The organism is Streptomyces sp., from assembly GCF_019510245.1.
GTDB lineage: Bacteria > Actinomycetota > Actinomycetes > Streptomycetales > Streptomycetaceae > Streptomyces.
On the sequence record NZ_JAEKKT010000118.1, the window covers coordinates 91,443 to 111,269 of the forward strand.

General features: G+C 72.6%; 14 protein-coding genes. 3 read left to right on the top strand and 11 right to left on the bottom strand.

Features of this window, described 5'->3' with window-relative positions; all coding sequences use genetic code 11:
- Positions 1-134 precede the first annotated feature (134 nt).
- The 9 genes from JF597_RS09995 to JF597_RS10035 all read right to left on the bottom strand — a co-directional run bounded on the left by JF597_RS09995 (position 135) and on the right by JF597_RS10035 (position 11,041).
- Positions 135-1,259: a pseudouridine synthase gene (locus JF597_RS09995; RefSeq protein WP_293991944.1), complete on the bottom strand. Its 1,125-nt coding sequence runs from the start codon at positions 1,257-1,259 to the stop codon at positions 135-137.
- On the bottom strand, positions 1,259-1,912 hold the full coding sequence (scpB, locus tag JF597_RS10000) for an SMC-Scp complex subunit ScpB (RefSeq protein ID WP_293991946.1): 654 nt from the start codon (positions 1,910-1,912) through the stop codon (positions 1,259-1,261). The genes JF597_RS09995 and scpB overlap by 1 nt, the downstream gene beginning before the upstream one ends.
- Positions 1,909-2,994, bottom strand: coding sequence for a segregation/condensation protein A (locus JF597_RS10005; protein WP_293991948.1), 1,086 nt, complete (start codon positions 2,992-2,994; stop codon positions 1,909-1,911). The genes scpB and JF597_RS10005 overlap by 4 nt, the downstream gene beginning before the upstream one ends.
- An 18-nt stretch (positions 2,995-3,012) precedes the next feature.
- Positions 3,013-3,552 carry a hypothetical protein gene (locus JF597_RS10010; RefSeq protein ID WP_293991951.1) on the bottom strand — a complete coding sequence of 180 codons (540 nt, stop codon included), beginning with the start codon at positions 3,550-3,552 and terminating at the stop codon, positions 3,013-3,015.
- A 41-nt stretch (positions 3,553-3,593) separates the two neighbouring features.
- Positions 3,594-4,721: a ParA family protein gene (locus JF597_RS10015; RefSeq protein ID WP_093504821.1), complete on the bottom strand. Its 1,128-nt coding sequence runs from the start codon at positions 4,719-4,721 to the stop codon at positions 3,594-3,596.
- A 405-nt stretch (positions 4,722-5,126) separates the two neighbouring features.
- The gene (gene ald, locus JF597_RS10020) at positions 5,127-6,251 is read right to left on the bottom strand and encodes an alanine dehydrogenase (RefSeq protein WP_293991956.1); all 1,125 of its coding nucleotides are present in this window, start codon (positions 6,249-6,251) and stop codon (positions 5,127-5,129) included.
- A gap of 135 nt (positions 6,252-6,386) precedes the next feature.
- Positions 6,387-8,462, bottom strand: coding sequence for a tetratricopeptide repeat protein (locus JF597_RS10025; protein WP_293991959.1), 2,076 nt, complete (start codon positions 8,460-8,462; stop codon positions 6,387-6,389).
- 195 nt (positions 8,463-8,657) lie between these two features.
- Entirely contained in the window at positions 8,658-9,284 is a 627-nt protein-coding gene (locus JF597_RS10030) for an NUDIX hydrolase (protein WP_293991961.1), read from the bottom strand.
- Positions 9,285-9,370: 86 nt separating this feature from the next.
- Positions 9,371-11,041, bottom strand: coding sequence for a CTP synthase (locus tag JF597_RS10035; protein ID WP_293991963.1), 1,671 nt, complete (start codon positions 11,039-11,041; stop codon positions 9,371-9,373).
- A 517-nt stretch (positions 11,042-11,558) separates the two neighbouring features.
- Between JF597_RS10035 and JF597_RS10040 the strand changes: the two genes are divergently transcribed.
- The 3 genes from JF597_RS10040 (at position 11,559) to JF597_RS10050 (ending at position 16,540) form a co-directional block, all read left to right on the top strand.
- Positions 11,559-13,361, top strand: a complete 1,803-nt coding sequence (locus JF597_RS10040; protein WP_293991966.1) for a glycoside hydrolase family 15 protein — start codon at positions 11,559-11,561, stop codon at positions 13,359-13,361.
- A gap of 122 nt (positions 13,362-13,483) precedes the next feature.
- Positions 13,484-14,833: an FAD-binding oxidoreductase gene (locus JF597_RS10045; RefSeq protein ID WP_293991968.1), complete on the top strand. Its 1,350-nt coding sequence runs from the start codon at positions 13,484-13,486 to the stop codon at positions 14,831-14,833.
- A gap of 66 nt (positions 14,834-14,899) precedes the next feature.
- Positions 14,900-16,540: a PucR family transcriptional regulator gene (locus JF597_RS10050; RefSeq protein WP_293991971.1), complete on the top strand. Its 1,641-nt coding sequence runs from the start codon at positions 14,900-14,902 to the stop codon at positions 16,538-16,540.
- A 22-nt stretch (positions 16,541-16,562) separates the two neighbouring features.
- Here JF597_RS10050 and JF597_RS10055 read toward each other — a convergent pair whose 3' ends face one another.
- Both JF597_RS10055 and recN read right to left on the bottom strand, forming a co-directional pair.
- Positions 16,563-17,699, bottom strand: a complete 1,137-nt coding sequence (locus JF597_RS10055; RefSeq protein WP_293991973.1) for a glycosyltransferase family 4 protein — start codon at positions 17,697-17,699, stop codon at positions 16,563-16,565.
- A 336-nt stretch (positions 17,700-18,035) separates the two neighbouring features.
- Positions 18,036-19,763, bottom strand: coding sequence for a DNA repair protein RecN (recN, locus tag JF597_RS10060; protein ID WP_293992007.1), 1,728 nt, complete (start codon positions 19,761-19,763; stop codon positions 18,036-18,038).
- Positions 19,764-19,827: the final 64 nt, after the last annotated feature.

The window sequence follows — 19,827 nt, forward strand, 5'->3', positions numbered from 1 at the left end:
AGAAACCCGCCACGACCGTGCAATCCCCCAGCGGCCGCTGGGGCACCGTTGACGGATACGGCGGCGGCCGGTCCCGGGATACCCGGAACCGGCCGCCAGAAAGCCGCACACCCTCGTGTACGGGGTGGCGAGGTCTACAGGTCGACTTCCTTCATGAGCATTCCGACCTCGGTGTTGGACAGGCGGCGCAGCCAGCCCGACTTCTGGTCGCCGAGGGTGATCGGCCCGAAGGCGACCCGCACCAGCTTGTCGACCGGGAACCCGGCCTCGGCCAGCATGCGCCGCACGATGTGCTTGCGGCCCTCGTGCAGGGTGACCTCGACCAGGTAGTTCTTGCCGGTCTGCTCGACCACCCGGAAGTGGTCCGCGCGTGCGTACCCGTCCTCCAGCTGGATGCCGTCCTTGAGCTTCTTGCCGAGGTCGCGCGGGATGGGGCCCACGATGTGCGCGAGGTAGGTCTTCTTCACGCCGTACTTGGGGTGGGTCAGCCGGTGCGCCAGCTCACCGTGGTTGGTGAGCAGGATGACGCCCTCGGTCTCGGTGTCCAGGCGCCCCACGTGGAAGAGCCGGGTCTCCCGGTTGGTGACGTAGTCGCCGAGGCACTGCCGCCCGTCCGGGTCCTCCATGGTGGACACCACACCGGCCGGCTTGTTCAGCGAGAAGAACTGGTACGACTGCGTGGCGACGGTCAGCCCGTCGACGCGGACCTCGTCCTTCTCCGGGTCGACCCGCTTGCCCTGCTCCAGCACGATCTCGCCGTTGACCTCGACGCGCGCCTGCTCGATCAGCTCCTCGCAGGCGCGCCGGGAGCCGTAGCCCGCGCGGGCGAGGACCTTCTGCAGCCGCTCGCCCTCCTGCTCGGCACCCGGGAAGGTCTTGGGCAGCTTCACGTCCTTCTTGCCCGCGTACCGCTCCCGGTTGCGCTCCTCCGCGCGGGCGTCGTACTCACGGGAGCTCGCCGGAGCCGTACGGCCGCGCCCGGTGCTCTGCCCCTGCCGGGGTCCGCCCTTGGCGCCGCCGCGCGCCGAGGCGCCACGGCCCGACTTCGGGCCGTCCTGGGTGGCGCCCGGGCCTACGTCGTAGCGCCGCTCCTCCGGGCGCGGCTTCTTCGGCCGGCCGGCGCCCTGCTTGTCGTCGCGGGCGTTCCCGGCGCCGCGGTAGTTACCGCGCCCACCGCTGCTCCCGCCGCGGCCGCCGCTGTTGCCACCACGGCTCCCGCCGTTGTTTCCGCTGCTGTTCCTGCCGCTGCTGCTTCGCATCAAAGTTCCGTCTTGTCGTCTGCGTCCTCGGAATCCGGAGCGTCCGGATCGAACGACGGCACGCCCTCCTGGGTCTCGGCCTCGATCGCCTCCGCCTCCGGGAGGAAGGGCGCGAGCTCCGGGAGCTCGTCCAGGCCGCGCAGGCCCATCCGCTCCAGGAAGTAGTTCGTCGTCCTGTACAGGATCGCACCTGTTTCGGGTTCCGCGCCCGCCTCCTCGACCAGACCGCGCTGGAGCAGGGTGCGCATGACACCGTCGCAGTTGACCCCGCGGACGACGGAGACCCGGCTGCGGCTCACCGGCTGGCGGTACGCGACGACCGCGAGGGTCTCCAGGGCGGCCTGGGTCAGCCGCGCGGTCTGCCCCTCCAGGACCAGCCGCTCGACGGCGGGCGCGTACTCGCCGCGCGTGTAGAAGCGCCAGCCGCCCGCGACGAACCGCAGCTCGAAGCCGCGGCCCTGTGCGGTGTACTCCTCGGCCAGCGCCCGCAGCGCCTTCGTGATCGTCTGCCTGGGCCGCTCCAGGAGCTTGGACAGGTGCTCGGCGGTGGCGGGCTCGTCCACGACCATGAGCACCGCCTCCAGGGCCGGCTTGAGGTCGAGTTCGGCGACGGGCCGCAGCCCCGCCGGCAGCGCGGTGGTCTCCTCGCTCACGCCTTCTCCTCCTTGGGCGGCTCGGGCGGCCGGTCGAATTCGTCGGTCACCGTCGGCTGGGTCCCCCCGTCCCCGCCGGTCCACCGCACGATCAGGTCCCCGAGGGCGGTCTCCTGGTCGAGGGCGACGGCCTTCTCCCGGTACAGCTCCAGGAGCGCCAGGAAACGGGCCACGACGGTGAGCGTGCTGTCGGTGTCCTCGACGAGCACCCGGAAGCTGGCCTCCCCCAGTTCCCGCAGCCGCGCGACCACGATCCCGGCCTGCTCCTGCACGCTGACCAGCGGGGCGTGGATGTGGTCGACGTACACCTGCGGCTTGGGCTTGGGCTGCATCGCCTTGACCGCGAGCTTGGCGAACCCCTCCGGGCCGATGCTGATGACCACCTCGGGCAGCAGCTCGGCGAGATGCGGTTCGAGGCCGACGGTACGGGGCCAGCGGCGGGCCTCGTCGTCCAGGCGCCGGTTGAAGATGTCGGCGATCTGTTTGTACGCCCGGTACTGCAGCAGCCGCGCGAACAGCAGGTCCCGGGCCTCCAGCAACGCCAGGTCGGCCTCGTCCTCGACCTCGGCGGCGGGCAGCAGCCGGGCGGCCTTCAGATCGAGCAGCGTGGCGGCCACGACGAGGAACTCGGTCGTCTGGTCCAGGTCCCAGTCCGGCCCCATGGCCCGGATGTGCGCCATGAACTCATCGGTCACCTTCGAGAGCGCGACCTCGGTGACGTCCAGCTTGTGCTTGGAGATCAGCTGGAGGAGCAGGTCGAAGGGCCCCTCGAAGTTGGCGAGCCGGACTTTGAAGACACCGTCGGGGGCTTCGGCAGCGCCGGATTCCTCCGGAGACACGCTGCCGTTGTGGGCAGGCGTTCCGCTGGGGGTCCCCCCAGGCGCTTCGGGCACTGGGGGAGGAACGGGGGGGCACAACGGTCCACCGGCCTCCGCCGGACCGGCGACCTCAACCGACGACGGCCCCTCGTCCGCCAACGGCACCGCCTGCGGCGCCGGAGGCGTACCCCCCGGCCCCCGCCCCAGCGCACGCCGACGTCCGCCGGAGGCGGCGCCGGAAGCGGGAACGTCGTTCGAGGTCATAGCCCCCGCAGGCTACTCCTACCGCCCGCGCAGCCGTCGTACGAGGATGCTCGCGTCCCCGCGGGACTCCAGGTCGGCCAGGACCACGGCGACCGCCTCGCGGACGATCCGGCCCCGGTCCACGGCGAGCCCGTGCTCGCCCCGGAGCACGAGGCGGGCGTGCTCCAGGTCCATCAGCTCCTCGGCGGAGACGTACACGGTGATCTTCTCGTCGTGCCGCTCCCGCCCGCTGGGCCGCCGGGCGGGCGCCCTGCCCCCGCGCTTGCGCGGCTGGTCGTCGGCGCCAGAACCTTCCTGCGCCCCCTGCCGGCGCGGCCCGGAGGGCCCCACCGTGGCCGACGCCACGCGGTTGCGGGACTCGCCGGCATCGGCCGGCTCGGCCTCCGCCGCCACGTGCTCCGCACCCTCGCCGTCGCCGCCCTGCACGGGCACCGCGTGCGGCGCGTCCTCCGCGGCCTGCGCCGCCGTGTCGTCGTTCTCCCCCGCGGGAGTCGCGGGGGCCGGCACCCGGGCCTCGCCGTTGGCCGGGCGCCTGGGGGTGGACGGCTGCAACGCCATCCCCCCGGTCGTACGGAACAGTTCGTCGGCCCCGGGCAGACTCACTCGGCGTGACACCGGGCGAGCACCTCCCTGGCGAGCTGGCGATAGGCGGCGGCACCGACGGAGTTGGAGGCGTACGTGGTGATCGGCTCGCCGGCGACCGTGGTCTCCGGGAAGCGGACCGTGCGGCCGATGACCGTGTGGTAGACGTGGTCGTCGAACGCCTCGACCACACGGGCCAGCACCTCACGGCTGTGGACCGTGCGCGAGTCGTACATCGTGGCGAGGATGCCGTCGAGTTCCAGCTCCGGGTTGAGCCGCTCCTGGACCTTCTCGATGGTCTCGGTCAGCAGGGCCACCCCACGCAGGGCGAAGAACTCGCACTCCAGCGGCACGATCACCTTGTGAGCGGCCGTCAGCGCGTTGACCGTGAGCAGGCCGAGCGAGGGCTGACAGTCGATCACGATGTAGTCGTAGTCGGGCAGCAGCGGCTTCAGTGCGCGCTGCAGCGTCGACTCGCGGGCGACCTCGGAGACCAGCTGGACCTCGGCGGCCGACAGGTCGATGTTGGAGGGCAGCAGGTCCATGTTGGGGACCGCGGTCTTCAGGAGGACCTCGTCGGCCGCCATGCCCCGCTCCATGAGCAGGTTGTAGACGGTGAGGTCGAGCTCCATCGGGTTGACGCCGAGACCGACCGACAGCGCGCCCTGCGGGTCGAAGTCCACGAGCAGCACCCGCCGGCCGTACTCCGCGAGCGCGGCACCCAGGTTGATGGTCGACGTGGTCTTGCCGACGCCGCCCTTCTGGTTGCACATCGCGATGATCGTCGCGGGGCCGTGACTGGTCACCGGGCCCGGGATCGGGAAGTACGGCAGCGGGCGCCCGGTCGGGCCGACGCGCTCGCGGCGCTGGCGGGCCGCGTCGGGCGCGAGCGTGGCCGCGTACTCCGGATCGGGCTCGTACTCGGCGTCGGGGTCGTAGAAGTGCCCCTCGGGCAGTTCGTCGTAGTCGGCGAATTGGTTGTGGGGCGCGCCACTTCCGTCGCCGGCCATGGCGTTCACGTGATGGCCATCCATGCTCTGGTGTGCTGTCCGCGTGGTCAGCGGAGTCCGGGCTGCTGCGAAGGTACGCACCGCGACGGAGCCGACAGCCTCGAACCCCGCGGGACCCTGGTCCCGTACCGGCATTCCTGGTTGACCACCCCCGGGAGAAAATGTCGACTCATTCACAAGTCGTCTTACCTCCTTGGTGACCAGGAAACTTCTAGACAGGTCAGCGTGGCACTATGCCGACGGTTGGCGACTCTATGGCGTGTCGGGCGTTCGCAGCAACACAATCCGCCGGACCCGGCAGGATGTGTCGGCAATGAAACATCCCGCTGTCAAGGGCGTACGGCCGTCGCACAGCAGGTTTCACCGGTGTGCGAATCGGTCGAAGGGTTACGTTCGAGGCGAGTTGACCGCAAGTCGCAAAGTGACCATACACACATCCGGCCGGACCTTGTCGGGCAAGGTCCGGCCGGTCGTGCGCGCTTGACGCGGCTTGTTGACGTATCGCCTTTACGAAAAGGTGACTTGCCCGTCCGGGCCGGCTCAGCCGATGAGCGTGTCGAGGTCCACGTGCTCCAGGCCGTGCGCCTCGGCGACCTCCTTGTAGACGACCTTGCCGTCATGGGTGTTGAGGCCCTTGGCGAGCGCGGCGTCGCGGCGCAGCGCCTCGGCCCAGCCGTTGTCCGCGAGCGAGACGATGTACGGGAGCGTGGCGTTGGTGAGCGCGTAGGTGGAGGTGTTGGGCACCGCGCCGGGCATGTTGGCGACGCAGTAGAAGACCGACTCGTGGACCTTGAAGGTCGGTTCGGCGTGCGTGGTGGGGCGGGAGTCCTCGAAGCAGCCGCCCTGGTCGATCGCGATGTCGACAAGGACACTTCCCGGCTTCATGCGGGAGACCAGTTCGTTGGTGACGAGCTTCGGGGCCTTGGCACCCGGGATGAGCACCGCGCCGACCACGAGGTCGGCCTCCAGGCAGGCCTTCTCCAGCTCGAAGGCGTTGGACATGACGGCCTTGACCTTGGTGCCGAAGATCCGGTCGGCCTCGCGCAGCTTGTTGATGTCGCGGTCGAGCAGGGTCACGTCGAAGCCCATGCCGATGGCGATCTGCACGGCGTTCCAGCCGGAGACACCACCGCCGATGACGACGGCCTTCGCGGGCAGCACGCCCGGCACACCGCCGGGCAGGACGCCACGGCCGCCGGCGGCGCGCATCAGGTGGTAGGCGCCGACCTGCGGGGCGAGCCGGCCCGCGACCTCGGACATGGGGGCGAGCAGCGGGAGCGCACGGCTGGGCAGCTCGACGGTCTCGTAGGCGATCGCCGTGGTGCCGGGCTCCAGGAGGGCGTCCGTGCACTCCCTGGACGCGGCCAGGTGAAGGTAGGTGAAGAGGGTCTGGTCCTTGCGAAGGCGGTGGTACTCCTCCGCGATCGGCTCCTTGACCTTCAGCAGCAGGTCGGCGGTGGCCCACACCTCGTCGGCGGTGTCCAGGATCGTGGCGCCCGCGGCGACGTACTCGTCGTCCGGGATCGACGAGCCGAGGCCCGCGCCGCGCTCGATGACGACCTGGTGGCCGTGCCGCACCAGCTCGTGCACGCCGGCCGGGGTGATGGCCACCCGGAACTCGTTGTTCTTGACCTCGCGGGGGATGCCGACCTTCACGTCGATCACGGTCCTTGGCTCAGAGGGTGTGGGGGCATAGACGCGCATACCCGGCATGCGACGGCATACCAGGAGACACCGCGGAAGAACCGGCGGCAGAGCCAGTTTAATGAAGGCGTTCCGACTGTCTAGCCTTTCATTGCATCAATCTTCGCCGGATGCACTACGGATTTCGCAGGCGTTAGCGCCGTGTTCCGGGTCGGAGTCGGAATCCGAGTGCCCGAAGAGGTCCGGTGGCTCCTCCCTCAGCATGCGCTCGGCGGCCGAGCGGTGCAGGCTCGCGGCGGTGGAGTCGCCGAGGCGCTCCAGCGTGTCGGCGAGCCGCAGCTGGAGCGCGGCCTGGAGCCGGGTGTCCTCGGCGCGGCGCGCCCACTCCACCGCCTCCTGGCAGGTGCGCAGCGACTCCTCGGGCCGTCCCGCGTACTCCTGGACCCGGGCCAGCTCGCTCAACGCCCTTGCCTGTGCGGGCACATCACCGTTCTTGCGGTGGCCGGAAACAGCCGCCCGCCACGCCCGGAGCGCCTCGCCGTAGCGGCCCGCGTAGGTGTGCGCGCCGGCGATGCGGCCGTAGAGCCGGGCCGCCTCGGCACGCTCACCGCGGGCCAGGCGCTCGGAGAGGGCCCGGCCGAACCAGTCGGCGGCCCGGTCGTAGTCCCCCCTCTCCTGGTAGGTGCCACCTACGGATTCCATTGCGCGACCCGTCGCGTACGGGTCGTTTGCTCTGCGTCCGGCGTCCAAAGCAGACCGATATCGCACCAGCGCGTCCGCCGTCCGCCCGGTCTGCGCGTCCAGGTCGCCGAGGTTCAGCAGCGCGGCGGCCTGCTCGCGGGGCAGGTCCCGGCGCCGGGCGACGTCGAGGACGAGCCCGTGGATGCCGTACAGGTCGGAGGCCGCGGCCTGGGTGCCGAGGTGCGCCACCATGGCCTTGACCAGCTGCGCCATCAGGCGGCGGGCCAGCGTGTCGAGCTCGCCGTCGGCGACCGCCGCGCGGGCGGCGGCCAGCAGGGCCGGGCGCCGGACGCTCAGCCACTCCGCGGCGGCCCTGGGAGTGGGGAAGCGCAGCTCGCGCGGCAGGGCCTGGAGCTTCTCGCGGGCCTGCGGGTTGTCGGTCTCGGTGATCGCCCGGCAGGACTGCAGCAGCCGCACCGTGCGCTCCAGCATCCGGGCGCGGGCCAGCTGGAGCTCGCCGGCCCGCTCGTGGCTCTCGGCGAGCAGCAGGAGCAGCGGGTGCAGGCAGCCGGGGACCTCGTACTGGGGCAACGAGGAGCCCACGGCGTGCAGCAGGCCGAGGCGGACCAGCTCGTCCAGGGTGGTGCGGGCGGTGTCGACCGAGCAGCCGGCCAGGGCGGAGGCGGTGTGCGGGTCGGCCAGCCCGGCCGGGGCCAGGCTGAGGAGGCGCAGTATCCGCGCGGACCGGTCCGGCAGCTGTTCGTGCACGAACCGGAAGACCCGGGCCAGCGCCGTACCGTCGTCCGGCTCCGCGTGCAGCCGTTTGGCGAGGTCGGCGACGGCCGCCTGGGGCCGGGCGGCGAGCCAGCCGCCGGCCAGGGCGAGCGCGGCGGGCTGCGCCTGGCACACCTCGACCAGCGACTCGGCGGACCGGGGGTCGACGGTGATGCGGACCGAGCCCGTGTACCGGCTGAGCAGTTCCACCGCCGACTTGGTGTCGAGGCCGCCCAGGGTGCAGGGGCGGACGTCCGAGATCCCGGTGAGCGGGCCACCGGAGACGGCGACGGCCAGGCAGTCCGGGCTGTCGGGGAGCAGGACGTCGACCTCTTCGGCGCCGGGCGCGTCATCGAGGAGGAGCAGCATCCGGCGCTTGGCGAGAGCGGTGCGCAGGGCGTGGGTGAGGTCGTCCGCGGCGGCACCGGGCGGGGTGGGCAGCCGCAGGGCGGTGAGGAGGTCGCGGGCGGTGCGCTCGACGGGGACCGGGGTGCCGTCGGGCTCGGCGAGGCGGGCGCGCAACACGCCGTCGGGGTAGGCGGGGGCGACCTGCCGGACGAGTTCCGCGGCGAGGGCGGTGCGGCCGGAGCCGGGTCTGCCGGCGATCAGCAGGACCCGGGCGCGGGGGGCCTTGCGGCCGGCGATGGTGTCCAGGCCCGCGCGCTCGATGTCGGCGCGCAGTTCCTTCAACTCCCTTGTACGGCCCAGGAACCGGTCGTCCGTGGCCGCGGGCGCCGACCGCCGCACGCCGCCTGTGTCCACCGCCTGATCCGTCACGGGCCACGCTCCCGTCCCACCGCACACGCAGGCCCGCCGGGGCTCCGGTTCGGGCGTTTCGGCTCAATCGCATCGAGCCTAGTTCACGTGCGCGGACGTTCCCGGCGGAGCACGGCGGGCACATCGCCCGATCGGATCAGGCGATGGTCACACCGGTACACCCGGAGGGTGGGTTCAGGGCCCGGAGGGAAGGATTCAGCACTCGAAGGGGCGGGCCGGCCAGGGCGCGTCGGCCGGGCGCAGCGCGTCGAGGCCGTCACCGGTGCGGGCGGCGACCAGCGAGAGGACACCGGTGACCAGGCAGGTGTTGTGCAGGTCGCCGGCGAGGATCAGGCGCACCAGTTCGTCCACCGGCACGCGCGCGTACTCCAGGTCGGTCTCCTCGTGCTCCGACGCGAACCGCTCCCCCTCGGCCGCCGACAGATCGCGGGCCAGGAAGACCCGTACGGCCTCGTCGCAGCCGCCGGGGGTGGTGTACAGGTCGGTCAGCACCCGCCAGTCCTCCGCCTTGACGTGCGCCTCCTCGTACAGCTCGCGCTGGGCCGCGTGCAGCGGGTTCTCGCCGGGGACGTCGAGCAGGCCGGCCGGGATCTCCCAGAGCTTCTGCCGGACCGGGTGCCGGTACTGGCGGATGAGCAGCACCCGGTCCTCCTCGTCGAGGGCCAGGACGGCGACCGAGCCGGGATGGACCTGGTAGTCGCGGCGGACCACCGAGCCGTCGGGCATGACCACCTCGTCCGTGCGGACCGAGGTCTTGTTGCCCACGAACGGGGTCTCCGTCGCGCGGATCTCCCACTCCTCGGGGGTGTCCTTGATCGTCATGCCCTGCCGCCCTTCGAAGTGCACAGATGAAACCGGGGTGCCCACCCTTTGAAGGTATGCACCCCGGCCACCGTACAACCGGTGTGCTACTTCGAATTCGCCTGCTCGCCCTCGGCCTGCTGACGCGCGACCGCCGCCTTCACCAGGCCCGCGAAGAGCGGGTGCGGGCGGGTCGGGCGGGAGCGGAGCTCCGGGTGGGCCTGGGTGGCGACCAGGTAGGGGTGGACGTCGCGCGGGTACTCGACGTACTCGACGAGCTTGCCGTCCGGGGAGGTGCCGGAGAACTGGATGCCGGCCTTCTTCTCCAGCTCCGCGCGGTAGGCGTTGTTCACCTCGTAGCGGTGGCGGTGCCGCTCCTCGACGTACTCCTTGCCGTCGTAGACCTCGCGCACGATGGAGCCCTCGGCCAGCTTGGCCGGGTACATGCCCAGGCGCATGGTGCCGCCCATGTCGCCCTCGCCGGCGACGATGTCGAGCTGCTCGGCCATGGTGGAGATGACCGGGTGGCCGGTGGCGGAGTCGAACTCGGTGGAGTTGGCGTCCGGGATGCCGGCCAGGTTGCGCGCGGCCTCGATCACGATGCACTGCAGGCCCAGGCAGAGGCCGAGCAGCGGGATGCGGTTCTCGCGGGCGTAGCGGATGGCGCCGACCTTGCCGAGCACGCCGCGGTCGCCGAAGCCGCCCGGGATGCAGATGCCGTCGACGTCGGCGAGCTGGGCCGCCGCGCCGGCCGGGGTCTTGCAGTCGTCCGAGGTCACCCACTTGATCTTCACGCGGGCCTTGTTGGCGAAGCCGCCGGCGCGCAGCGCCTCGGTGACCGACAGGTACGCGTCGGGCAGGTCGATGTACTTGCCGACCAGCGCGAGGGTGATCTCGTGGTCGGGGTTGTGGACGCGGTCGAGCAGGTCGTCCCAGGTCCGCCAGTCCACGTCGCGGAACGGCAGGTCCAGCTTGCGGACGACGTAGGCGTCCAGGCCCTCGCCGTGCACGGTCTTCGGGATGTCGTAGATCGACCGGGCGTCCGGGCAGGCCACGACCGCGGCCTCGTCGACGTCGCACATCAGCGAGATCTTGCGCTTGATGGCCGTCGGGACCTCGCGGTCGCAGCGCAGCACGATCGCGTCGGGCTGGATGCCGATGTTCCGCAGGGCGGCCACGGAGTGCTGGGTGGGCTTGGTCTTCAGCTCGCCGGACGGGCCGATGTACGGCAGGAGCGAGATGTGCACCACGAAGACGTTGTCCCGGCCGACCTCGTGCCGGACCTGGCGGACGGTCTCCAGGAACGGCAGCGACTCGATGTCGCCGACCGTGCCGCCGACCTCGGTGATGACCACGTCGACCTCGTCGGTGGCCATGCGGCGGATGCGGTGCTTGATCTCGTTGGTGATGTGCGGGATGACCTGGACCGTGTCGCCCAGGTACTCGCCGCGCCGCTCCTTGGCGATCACCGTCGAGTAGACCTGACCCGTGGTGACGTTGGCGGAGCCGTCCAGGTCGCGGTCAAGGAAACGCTCGTAGTGGCCGATGTCCAGGTCGGTCTCGGCGCCGTCGTTGGTGACGAACACCTCACCGTGCTGGAAGGGGTTCATCGTGCCCGGGTCGACGTTCAGGTACGGGTCGAGTTTCTGCATCACGACGCGCAGGCCCCGGGCCTTGAGCAGCATGCCCAGGCTGGAGGCCGTCAGGCCCTTGCCGAGCGAGGAGGCGACACCCCCGGTGACGAAGATGTGCTTGGTCGTCGTAGATTTCGGCGGCATGGCCAAGAGGGGGCTCCCGTGGTCGCGGTCTGTCGTGCGGTACGGCTGCCGTCCTGGAGTTTCCGGGGTGGTGCCGTCGCTGCGGTTCGGGGGATTCACGCCCACCGGTCCACGGGCTACCAGGGTATCAGCGCCGCGCAGAGATGGCTTCCGGCCACGCTCCGTACACACGTCGGCACGGACATGGGGCCTCCCTTACCGGCTTTTCACCCAGGGCTCACCCGTTCGGCCCACACAGGTTGCCCGGAGCGGCACGCAGATCATCTACGTGCGTCGTATCCTGCTCGGACACTCGCTGCCGAGCCCGGCCGGAAAACACGGCACACCCCCGCCCGTAACTCCCGGAACAACGAGAGCTTGGCAGTTCGTTGAGCTATGACTGTCGTTTTGCCTCAGGGCAGGGCGGGCTGCTTTGCTTCACCGCTCAACGACGCACAACAACAACCCCCCTTGACCGCACTAGCGACAGCCCCCCGTCTGCCCGGGGGGTGACGTGGCCGTTCGACTGGAGTTGCACGTGGCCGGGCGCATCGAAGATTACGCACTCATCGGAGACATGCAGACCGCTGCCCTGGTCTGCCGGGACGGCACAGTCGACTGGCTGTGCCTGCCCCGCTTCGACTCGCATGCCATCTTCGCCGGTCTGCTGGGCACCGAGGAGCACGGCTTCTGGCGGCTCGGCCCGGCGCACGCGGCCGACTCCCAGCCGCCGACCGCGGCGCGCCGCACCTACCGCGGCGACTCGCTGATCCTGGAGTCCGAGTGGGACACCCCGCGCGGCACGGTCCGGGTCACCGACTTCATGCCCCCGCGTGACGGCGCGCCCCAGCTGATCCGCATCGTCGAGGGCGTCACCGGCCGGGTGCCGATGCGCTCGGTGCTGCGGATGCGGTTCTCCTACGGCCGGGTCGTCCCCTGGGTGCACAAGCACGACGGCCGTACGGTCGCCGTCGCGGGCCCCGACTCGGTGTGGTTCGACACCTCGGCGGAGACCTACGGCAAGGCGCTGACCACGTACGCGGACTTCACGGTGGCCCCGGGCGACCGGATCGCGTTCACGATCTCCTGGGAGCCCTCGCACAAGCAGCCGCCCGCGCTGCCGGAGCCGGAGCAGTCGCTGCAGGCGACCGAGGACTTCTGGCGGGAGTGGGTCGAGCACTGCACGTACCACGGCCCGTACCGCGAGGCGGTGGTCCGCTCGCTGATCACGCTGAAGGCCCTGACCTACGCCCCCACGGGCGGCATCGTCGCGGCCCCCACCACGTCCCTCCCGGAGGACATCGCCGGTGTCCGCAACTGGGACTACCGCTACACCTGGCTACGCGACGCGGCCATCACCCTGTCCTCGCTGCTGCGCACCGGCTACCGCGAGGAGGCCCGCGCCTGGCGCGAGTGGCTGCTGCGCGCGGTCGCCGGCGACCCCGAGAACCTGCAGATCATGTACGGCATCGCGGGCGAGCGCGAACTGGGCGAGGCCGAGCTGGACTGGCTGCCCGGCTACGAGAACTCGGCGCCGGTCCGGGTCGGCAACGGCGCGGCGCACCAGCTCCAGCTCGACGTCTACGGCGAGGTCACCGAGGCCCTGCACCTGGCCCACATGACCGGCCTCGCCCGCAACGACTACGCCTCCCTCCTCCAGCTGAAGCTGATCCGCTACCTGGAGGACCACTGGGACGAGCCGGACGAGGGCATCTGGGAGGTGCGCGGGCCGCGCCGGCACTTCGTGCACTCCAAGGTGATGGCCTGGGTCGCCGTGGACCGGACCATCAAGCTGATCGAGTCCGGGGACGCGGACGGCCCGCTGGAGCGCTGGAAGGAGCTGCGCGACGACATCCACCGGGACGTCTGCGAGCGCGGCTACGACAAGGAGCGCAACACCTTCACGCAGTCGTACGGCTCGCAGGAGCTGGACGCGTCGCTGCTGCTGATCCCCCAGATGGGTTTCCTGCCGCCGGACGACAAGCGGGTCATCGGCACCATCGAGGCGATCCAGCGCGAGCTGTCCACCTCGGACGGCTTCATCCTGCGCTACCCGACCTCGGGCGGCGAGGAGGGCGTGGACGGCCTGCCCGGCGACGAGGGAGCCTTCCTGGCGTGCTCGTTCTGGATGGCCGACGACCTCGCGATGATCGGGCGCGTCGACGAGGCCCGCAAGCTGTTCGAGAAGCTTCTCGCGCTGCGCAACGACCTCGGGCTGCTGGCGGAGGAGTGGGATCCGCGGCTGAAGCGGCAGGTGGGGAACTTCCCGCAGGCGTTCAGCCATGTGCCGTTGATCGATACGGCGCTGCGGCTGACTGCGTCGGGCGCGTACGGGGGGTAGCGCCGCCGCTCGTCGGTTGTCTGCGGGTGCGTGGGGGCTGGTCGCGCCCACGCGGCGGCAGCCGCATATCAGACAGGGCCCCGCGCCCCCTTTGGGGCGCCCAGCTGCTTAGGCTGGTAACCATGGCTCCCCCGTCGAGGGCGCACTCGGCTCTCGTTGAGCTGCGTGAGGATCTGGTCGGCGACGTGTTCGTCCCCAGGGACCCGGGGTACGACGAGGCCCGGACCGTTTTCAACGGCATGGTCGACCGGCGGCCTGCCGTGATCGCCCAGTGCGTGGACGAGGCCGACGTGGTCCGTGCCGTGCGGTTCGGGCGGGAGCTGGACCTGAAGGTCGCGGTGCGCGGCGGCGGGCACGGTGTGGCGGGCTCGGCGGTCGCCGACGCCGCGCTGGTGGTGGATCTGCGCCGGATGAACGGGGTGGCCGTCGACCCGGTGGCGGAGGCCGTACGGGTGCAGGGCGGGGCGGTGATGAGCCGTCTGGACCGGGCGGCCCAGGCCTACGGTCTCGCCACCACCGGTTCCCGGGACTCCGCCACCGGAGTCTGCGGTTTCGTGCTGGGCGGCGGGTCGGGGTGGCTGGAGCGCGCCTTCGGGGCGGCCGTCGACAACCTGGTCGGCGTCGAGCTGGTGACCGCTGACGGTGAGCGCGTCCACGCCGACGCCGACGCCGACCCGGAGCTGTTCTGGGCGCTGCACGGTGGCGGCGGGAACTTCGGCGTCGTCACCGCGCTCACGCTCCGGCTGCACGACCTGCCGGTGTTCTCGGCCGCGCTGCTGCGATACCCCGCGGCGTCCGGCCCGGACGCCGTCCGCGCCTTCCGCGAGATGATCCGCACCGGCCCCGACCAGGTGGGCGGGGCCGTGCTCCGGACCGCCGCCGAGGGCAGCCCGGAGTACACCGTGCTCGTGACCCACGTGGGGGGCGAGGAGGGCCTGCGCAGGGCCGCCGGGCCGCTGCTCGCGCTGCCGCACGGGGCGGAGCTCGCCGGCCCGCTGCCGTACGGCGAGGTGCAGGGGCTGCTGGACCTTCCGGGCGGGCTGCGGAACCACTGGTCGGCCGAGTGCCTGGCCGATCTGCCCGACGCGGCGGTGGACGCCTGGTGCGGCCGCGTGGACCCGCCGGTGCCGGCCGGCAGCAGGGATGTGCTGTTCCCGCTGGGCGGGGCGGTCGCCTCGGGACCGGCGGAGTACCCGCTGGCCTACCGGAACGCGGCCTGGGTGGTGCACCCCCTCGGGTGCTGGGCGGATCCGGGCGACGACGAGCGGGTGATCGCGTGGGTGCGGGCCGTCCGTGCCGGGGTCCGGCCGTGGTCCACCGGCGCGGTCTGCCTGAACCTGGTCGGCGACGAGGGCCCGGACCGGGTGCGGGCCGGTCTGGGCGTGGGGAACGCGCTGCGGCTCGGCAAGGTGAAGCGGCGCTGGGACCCCGACAACGTCTTCCGCTTCAACCACAACATCAGACCGCTCTGAGCGGGTCCCGGCGGAGCGCCGAGCGGAAGGTGCCGTGGAGGCGTTCACCCAGGTAGCGTCCGCTGCATGGACAGCGGTAGGGGCAGCGAACCCGACGACCAGGGCGCCGGGATCACCGTGCAGCGGGCACTGGAGCTGCCGGGGCTGCGCAGCGGGCTCCCAGAGATCCTGGCGGGCGCCGACCGGCTGCACCGCACCGTGCGCTGGGTGCACGCGGGCGAGGTGCCGAACATCGCCTCGCTGCTGAAGGGCGGCGAACTGCTGCTGACCACCGGCTACGGCCTGGGCACCCGGCCGGCCGAGCAGCGGGCGTTCGTGCGCACCCTGGCCGAGCGGGGCATCGCCGCCCTGGTGGTGGAGCTGGGCGCGCGTTTCTCCCGGCTGCCCGCCACCCTCGTCGACACCGCCCGGGCGACCGGGCTGCCGCTGGTCGTGCTGCACCGCGAGGTGCCGTTCGTGACGGTGACGGAGGAGATCCACACCGAGATCGTCAACCACCACTACGCCCTCCTGCAGCGCGCCGAGGAGGTGCACCGCCGCTGCACCGAGGCCCTGCTGGGCGGCGGCGGGGTCCCCCAGGTGCTCGCCATCCTGGCCGACTTCGGCGGCAACCCGGTCTTCCTGGAGACCGCCGACGGCCGGCTCCTGTACGCCGCCGGCTCGGGGCCCGAGGGGGCCGACCCGCTCCAGGTGTGGGAGGGACTGCGCGGCCAGCACAAGGACGCGCCGCCGACCGGGGTGGTCCTGGTGGACGTGCCCGGCGGGGGGCCGGGAGCGGGGTCGGTGCGCGCCCGGTTGGTCCTGCTGCCCGTCCGCGGGCCGCTCGCCCCGGTGCACCGCATCGCCGCCGAACGCGCCGCCGGCATCCTGGCCGTCGTCCTGATGCAGGCCCGTCAGGAGGAGGAGCTGGCGGCGCGCGGGCGCGGCGACTTCCTGACCGACCTCGCCGAGGGCCGCATCTCCGCCGAGGACGCCCCGGCGCAGGCCCGGGTCCTCGGCTTCAAGCCCGGCAGCAGCCCGCTGCTGCCGGTGGTCATGCGGGTCGGCGACGCCCTGCCCCCCGGCGGCGGCTGGGCGGTGCTGGCCCGCGCGGTGGGCGAGGAGCTGACCGCCGTGGGTGTGCCCGTCCTGCTCGGCGTACGACCGGTCGAGGGCCGCGTGCCGCTGCTCCTGGGCCTGCGCTCGGAGGCGGAGCGGACGACGGTCGCGGACCGGGTCGCGGCAGCGCTCAGGGCGGGGGTGGAGCGCGCCGGGATGCAGCGTCCCGGAGCCGCTGCGCCGGTGGTGGTGGTCGGCGCGGCCGGCGGCTGGGCGGCGGTGTCGGCGGGCCTGCGGCATGCGGCAGAGACGGCGGCCGCGGCCCAGGGCCTCTCCGACCGGCCCTGGTTCGACGCCCGCCGCCTCGACATCGACCTCCTCCTGTGGCGGCTGCGCGACCACCCCGACCTGGCGGCTTTCGTCGACCGCGCGATCGGCCCGCTGCGCGACCACGACCACCGCTCCAAGCCGCCGTTGCTGCCGACCCTGGAGACCTACCTGGCCCACGCGGGCCGCAAGGCGGAGACGGCCCGTGAACTCCACCTCAACCGGCAGACCCTCTACAACCGCCTCGCCCGCATCGGGGAGTTGCTCGGCACGGACCTCGACGACCCGCAGGCGGTCATGGCGTTGAGCCTGGCGCTGCGGGCCCGCCGGCACGTTCCCTAGGGGCCGGGACGCCCCGCAGGCCTTACGGAAGGGGCCGGGGCTGCGTCAACTCGTCGTACACGCTCAGCACTTGGGCCACGGTCTCGTCCTCCGTGGGCCAGCTCGCCGCCTGCCGGGAACCCCGCTCGCGCAGCTCCGCACAGCGCTCGGGGTCGCCGAGGAGGCGTACGACGGCGTCGGCGAGGGCCCGTGCGTCGCCGTACGCGACCAGCTCGGCCGCGTCGCCCACCAGGTCGGGGACACCGCCGACGGCGGTCGCGACGAGCGGCACGCGTGCGTGCAGGGCCTCCTGGGCGAGGACGGAACGGGACTCCCAACTGCTGGGCAGCAGCGCCAGATCGGCGGCGGCGAGCAGTTCGGTGACGTCGTCGCGGCGCCCGATCAGCCGAACGGGCAGCTCCTCGTCCTCGATCCGCCGCTGCAACGCCGGGCGCAGCGGCCCCTCGCCGGCGATGACGAGGAGCGGTACGGGATCGAGGCGGCACCAGCCACGCGCCGCGTCCAGCAGGACGTCGTAGCCGCGGTGCCGGTCGAGGGAGCCGACGGCGATGAGCAACGGCCGCCCAATGGCGCCGAGTTCGGCACGGACCTTGGGGTGCAGCAGCTCCGCCTCGTCCTGGTCCACGGGGCGCCGCAGGCCGGGCAGCGCCACGGCGGCGAGCCGGGCGTCCCGGGCGCCGGTACGGCGGGCCCGGTCCACCAGGTCGGAGGTGGTCCCGAGCACCACGGCGGCCGCCCGCACCACCCGCCGCTCCAGCATCCGCAGCAGATGTGCCCGGGCGCCCTCGGCATGCGCCCGGTTGTGCCAGGTAACGACCAGCGGGGTGTTGCGGCCGCTCAGCGCCAGCGCCGCGCGGAAGGAGGCGTGCAGGCCGTGGGCGTGCACCAGGTCGGCGTCCGTGCAGGCCGCGCGGAGCGCCGCCACCGACCCCGGGTCGCTGCTGCGCGGCACGTGCACGTGGTCGGCGCCGACGCCCGAGAAGCCGTAGGCGTGATCGGCCTCGGCGGGGGCGCACACCGTGACCCGCACGCCCCGCGCGACGAGGCCGGCGGCCAGCGAACGCACGTGCACGCTGCTGCCGGCGTTGCCGCCGCCCAGCACCTGCACGGTGCGCAGCTGCGACTGACCGTGCGGTGCGTTGCTGCTCACGGGGCTCACGCGGCCGGGGCTCCTGGTTCGGCGTGGGGCGGTCACGAGGGAACGTACAGAAGGTATCGGGGCCGAGGGCAGCACCGCGCGCGCCTCCCCCGGACACCGCTTTCCCCTCAAGGATGCCAGCACACAAGGGTGTTCCGGGCACTCGGAGAAGGCACATACCGAGGCGGGCCGGGGCAATGCGCCGGACCGTATCACCCGGGAGAGTGACGAAAACGCCGTCGCGGAGGAAGCGGCCGACAGCTTCCGGCAGCTTCCGGCCGGCTGAGCGAACGGCGAGGCGGCCGGTGAACGGCCCAGGGCGGGCGACGCCCTGCGCCGCCCGCCCCCCGCGGTGCGTCAGCGGTCCGCCCGCGCCGTGGCCAGCAGTTCCTCGGCGTGCGCCCGTGCCGTCTCCGAGTCCTCCTGGCCCGCCAGCATGCGGGACAGCTCCCGGACCCGCTCCTCGCCCTCCAGGACCTTCACGCCCGAGCGGGTGACCGAGCCGTCGTTGGTCTTCTCGACCAGCAACTGGCGGTCCGCGAAGGCGGCGACCTGGGGAAGGTGCGTGACGACGACCACCTGCGCGGACTTGGCGAGCTTGGCCAGGCGCCGGCCGATCTCCACCGCCGCCTTGCCGCCCACGCCCGCGTCGACCTCGTCGAAGAGGTACGTCGGGACCGGGTCGGTGCCCGCGAAGACGACCTCCACGGCGAGCATCACGCGGGACAGCTCACCGCCGGAGGCGCCCTTGGCGATGGGGCGGGGCGGGGCGCCGGGGTGCGGGGCGAGGAGCAGTTCGACCTCGTCGGCGCCCGCCGGGCCGTAGGCCACCGCCCGGCCGCCGACCTCCACGCCCTCCGGGTCCTCGGTCTGCCGGATGGCGAAGGACACGCGCGCGTGCGGCATCGCCAGGGAGCCCAGCTCGGCGGTGACGGCGGCCGCGAACCGTTCGGCGGCCTCGGTGCGCGCATCGGTCAGGGCCTGTGCGAGACCGCCCAGTTCGACCCGCAGGGCATCCCGCTCGGCGGTCAGCTCGTCGATCCGCTCGTCGTCGCCGTCGAGTTCGGTGAGCCGCGCGGCACCCTGCTCGGCCCAGGCCAACACCGCATCGATGCCGTCACCGTGCCCGCCGTACTTGCGGGTGAGCGCGGTGAGCGCGGCGCGCCGCTCCTCCACGGCCGCGAGCCGCAGCGGATCGGCGTCCAGGTCGTCGGCGTACCCGGCCAGCTCGCCCGCGACGTCGCCCAGCAGGATCCCGATCTCGCCGATCCGGTCGGCGAGCGCGGCGAGCGCCGGGTCGTGCGACCGTACGGCCTCCAGGGCCCGGTGCGCGCCCGCGACGAGCGTGGCCGCGTCGATGCCCTCGGGGTCCTCGGGGTTGCCCGCGAGCGCGGAGTGCGCGGCGGTCGCGGCGGACGACAGCGCCTCGGCGTGCCCGAGCCGCTCGGCCTCCTCGGCCAGCTCGACGTCCTCGCCGGCCCTCGGCTCCACACCCGCGATCTCGTCCAGCCCGAAGCGGAGCATGTCGGCCTCCTGGGCCCGCTCACGCGCGCGCGTGACGATCTCCTCCAGCTCCACCGCCACGGCCCGCAGCCGCCGGTAGGCCTCGCCGTACTTGGCCAGCGGCACGGCGACCCCGTCGCCCGCGTACCGGTCGAGGGCCTGCCGCTGCCGGGACAGCTTCAGCAGCCCCTGCTGGTCGGTCTGCCCGTGCACGGCCACCAGGTCGTCGGCGAGGTCGGCGAGCAGCCCCACGGGCACGCTCCGGCCGCCCAGGTGCGCCCGCGAGCGTCCCTCGGCGGAAACGGTACGGCTGATGAGCAGCGCCCCGTCGTCCAGCTCGGCGCCGGCCTCCTCGGCCCGTACGGCCGCCGAGGCTCCGGCGGGCACGGTGACCCGGCCCTCGACGACCGCCTTCTCCGACCCGATCCGCACGAGCGCGGGATCGGCCCGCCCGCCGAGCAGCAGCCCCAGGCTGGTGACCACCATGGTCTTGCCCGCACCGGTCTCACCGGTGACGGCGGTGAACCCCGGCGACAGCTCGACGACGGCATCGTCGATGACCCCGAGTGACCGTATCCGCATTTCTTCCAGCACGGGGAAGACCTTACGAGGTAGGGCCCAAGAAGCGCGAGGCACCCTGTCACCC

Excerpts from the sequence above, each read along its gene's own strand:
- JF597_RS10005 (WP_293991948.1), bottom strand. The coding sequence starts at position 2,994 with ATGACCTCGAACGACGTTCCCGCTTCCGGCGCCGCCTCCGGCGGACGT.
- JF597_RS10030 (WP_293991961.1), bottom strand. The coding sequence starts at position 9,284 with ATGACGATCAAGGACACCCCCGAGGAGTGGGAGATCCGCGCGACGGAG.
- JF597_RS10050 (WP_293991971.1), top strand. The coding sequence starts at position 14,900 with ATGGACAGCGGTAGGGGCAGCGAACCCGACGACCAGGGCGCCGGGATC.
- JF597_RS10015 (WP_093504821.1), bottom strand. The coding sequence starts at position 4,721 with ATGCCGGTACGGGACCAGGGTCCCGCGGGGTTCGAGGCTGTCGGCTCC.
- JF597_RS10045 (WP_293991968.1), top strand. The coding sequence starts at position 13,484 with ATGGCTCCCCCGTCGAGGGCGCACTCGGCTCTCGTTGAGCTGCGTGAG.
- recN (WP_293992007.1), bottom strand. The coding sequence starts at position 19,763 with ATGCGGATACGGTCACTCGGGGTCATCGACGATGCCGTCGTCGAGCTG.
- JF597_RS10035 (WP_293991963.1), bottom strand. The coding sequence starts at position 11,041 with ATGCCGCCGAAATCTACGACGACCAAGCACATCTTCGTCACCGGGGGT.
- JF597_RS09995 (WP_293991944.1), bottom strand. The coding sequence starts at position 1,259 with ATGCGAAGCAGCAGCGGCAGGAACAGCAGCGGAAACAACGGCGGGAGC.
- JF597_RS10010 (WP_293991951.1), bottom strand. The coding sequence starts at position 3,552 with ATGGCGTTGCAGCCGTCCACCCCCAGGCGCCCGGCCAACGGCGAGGCC.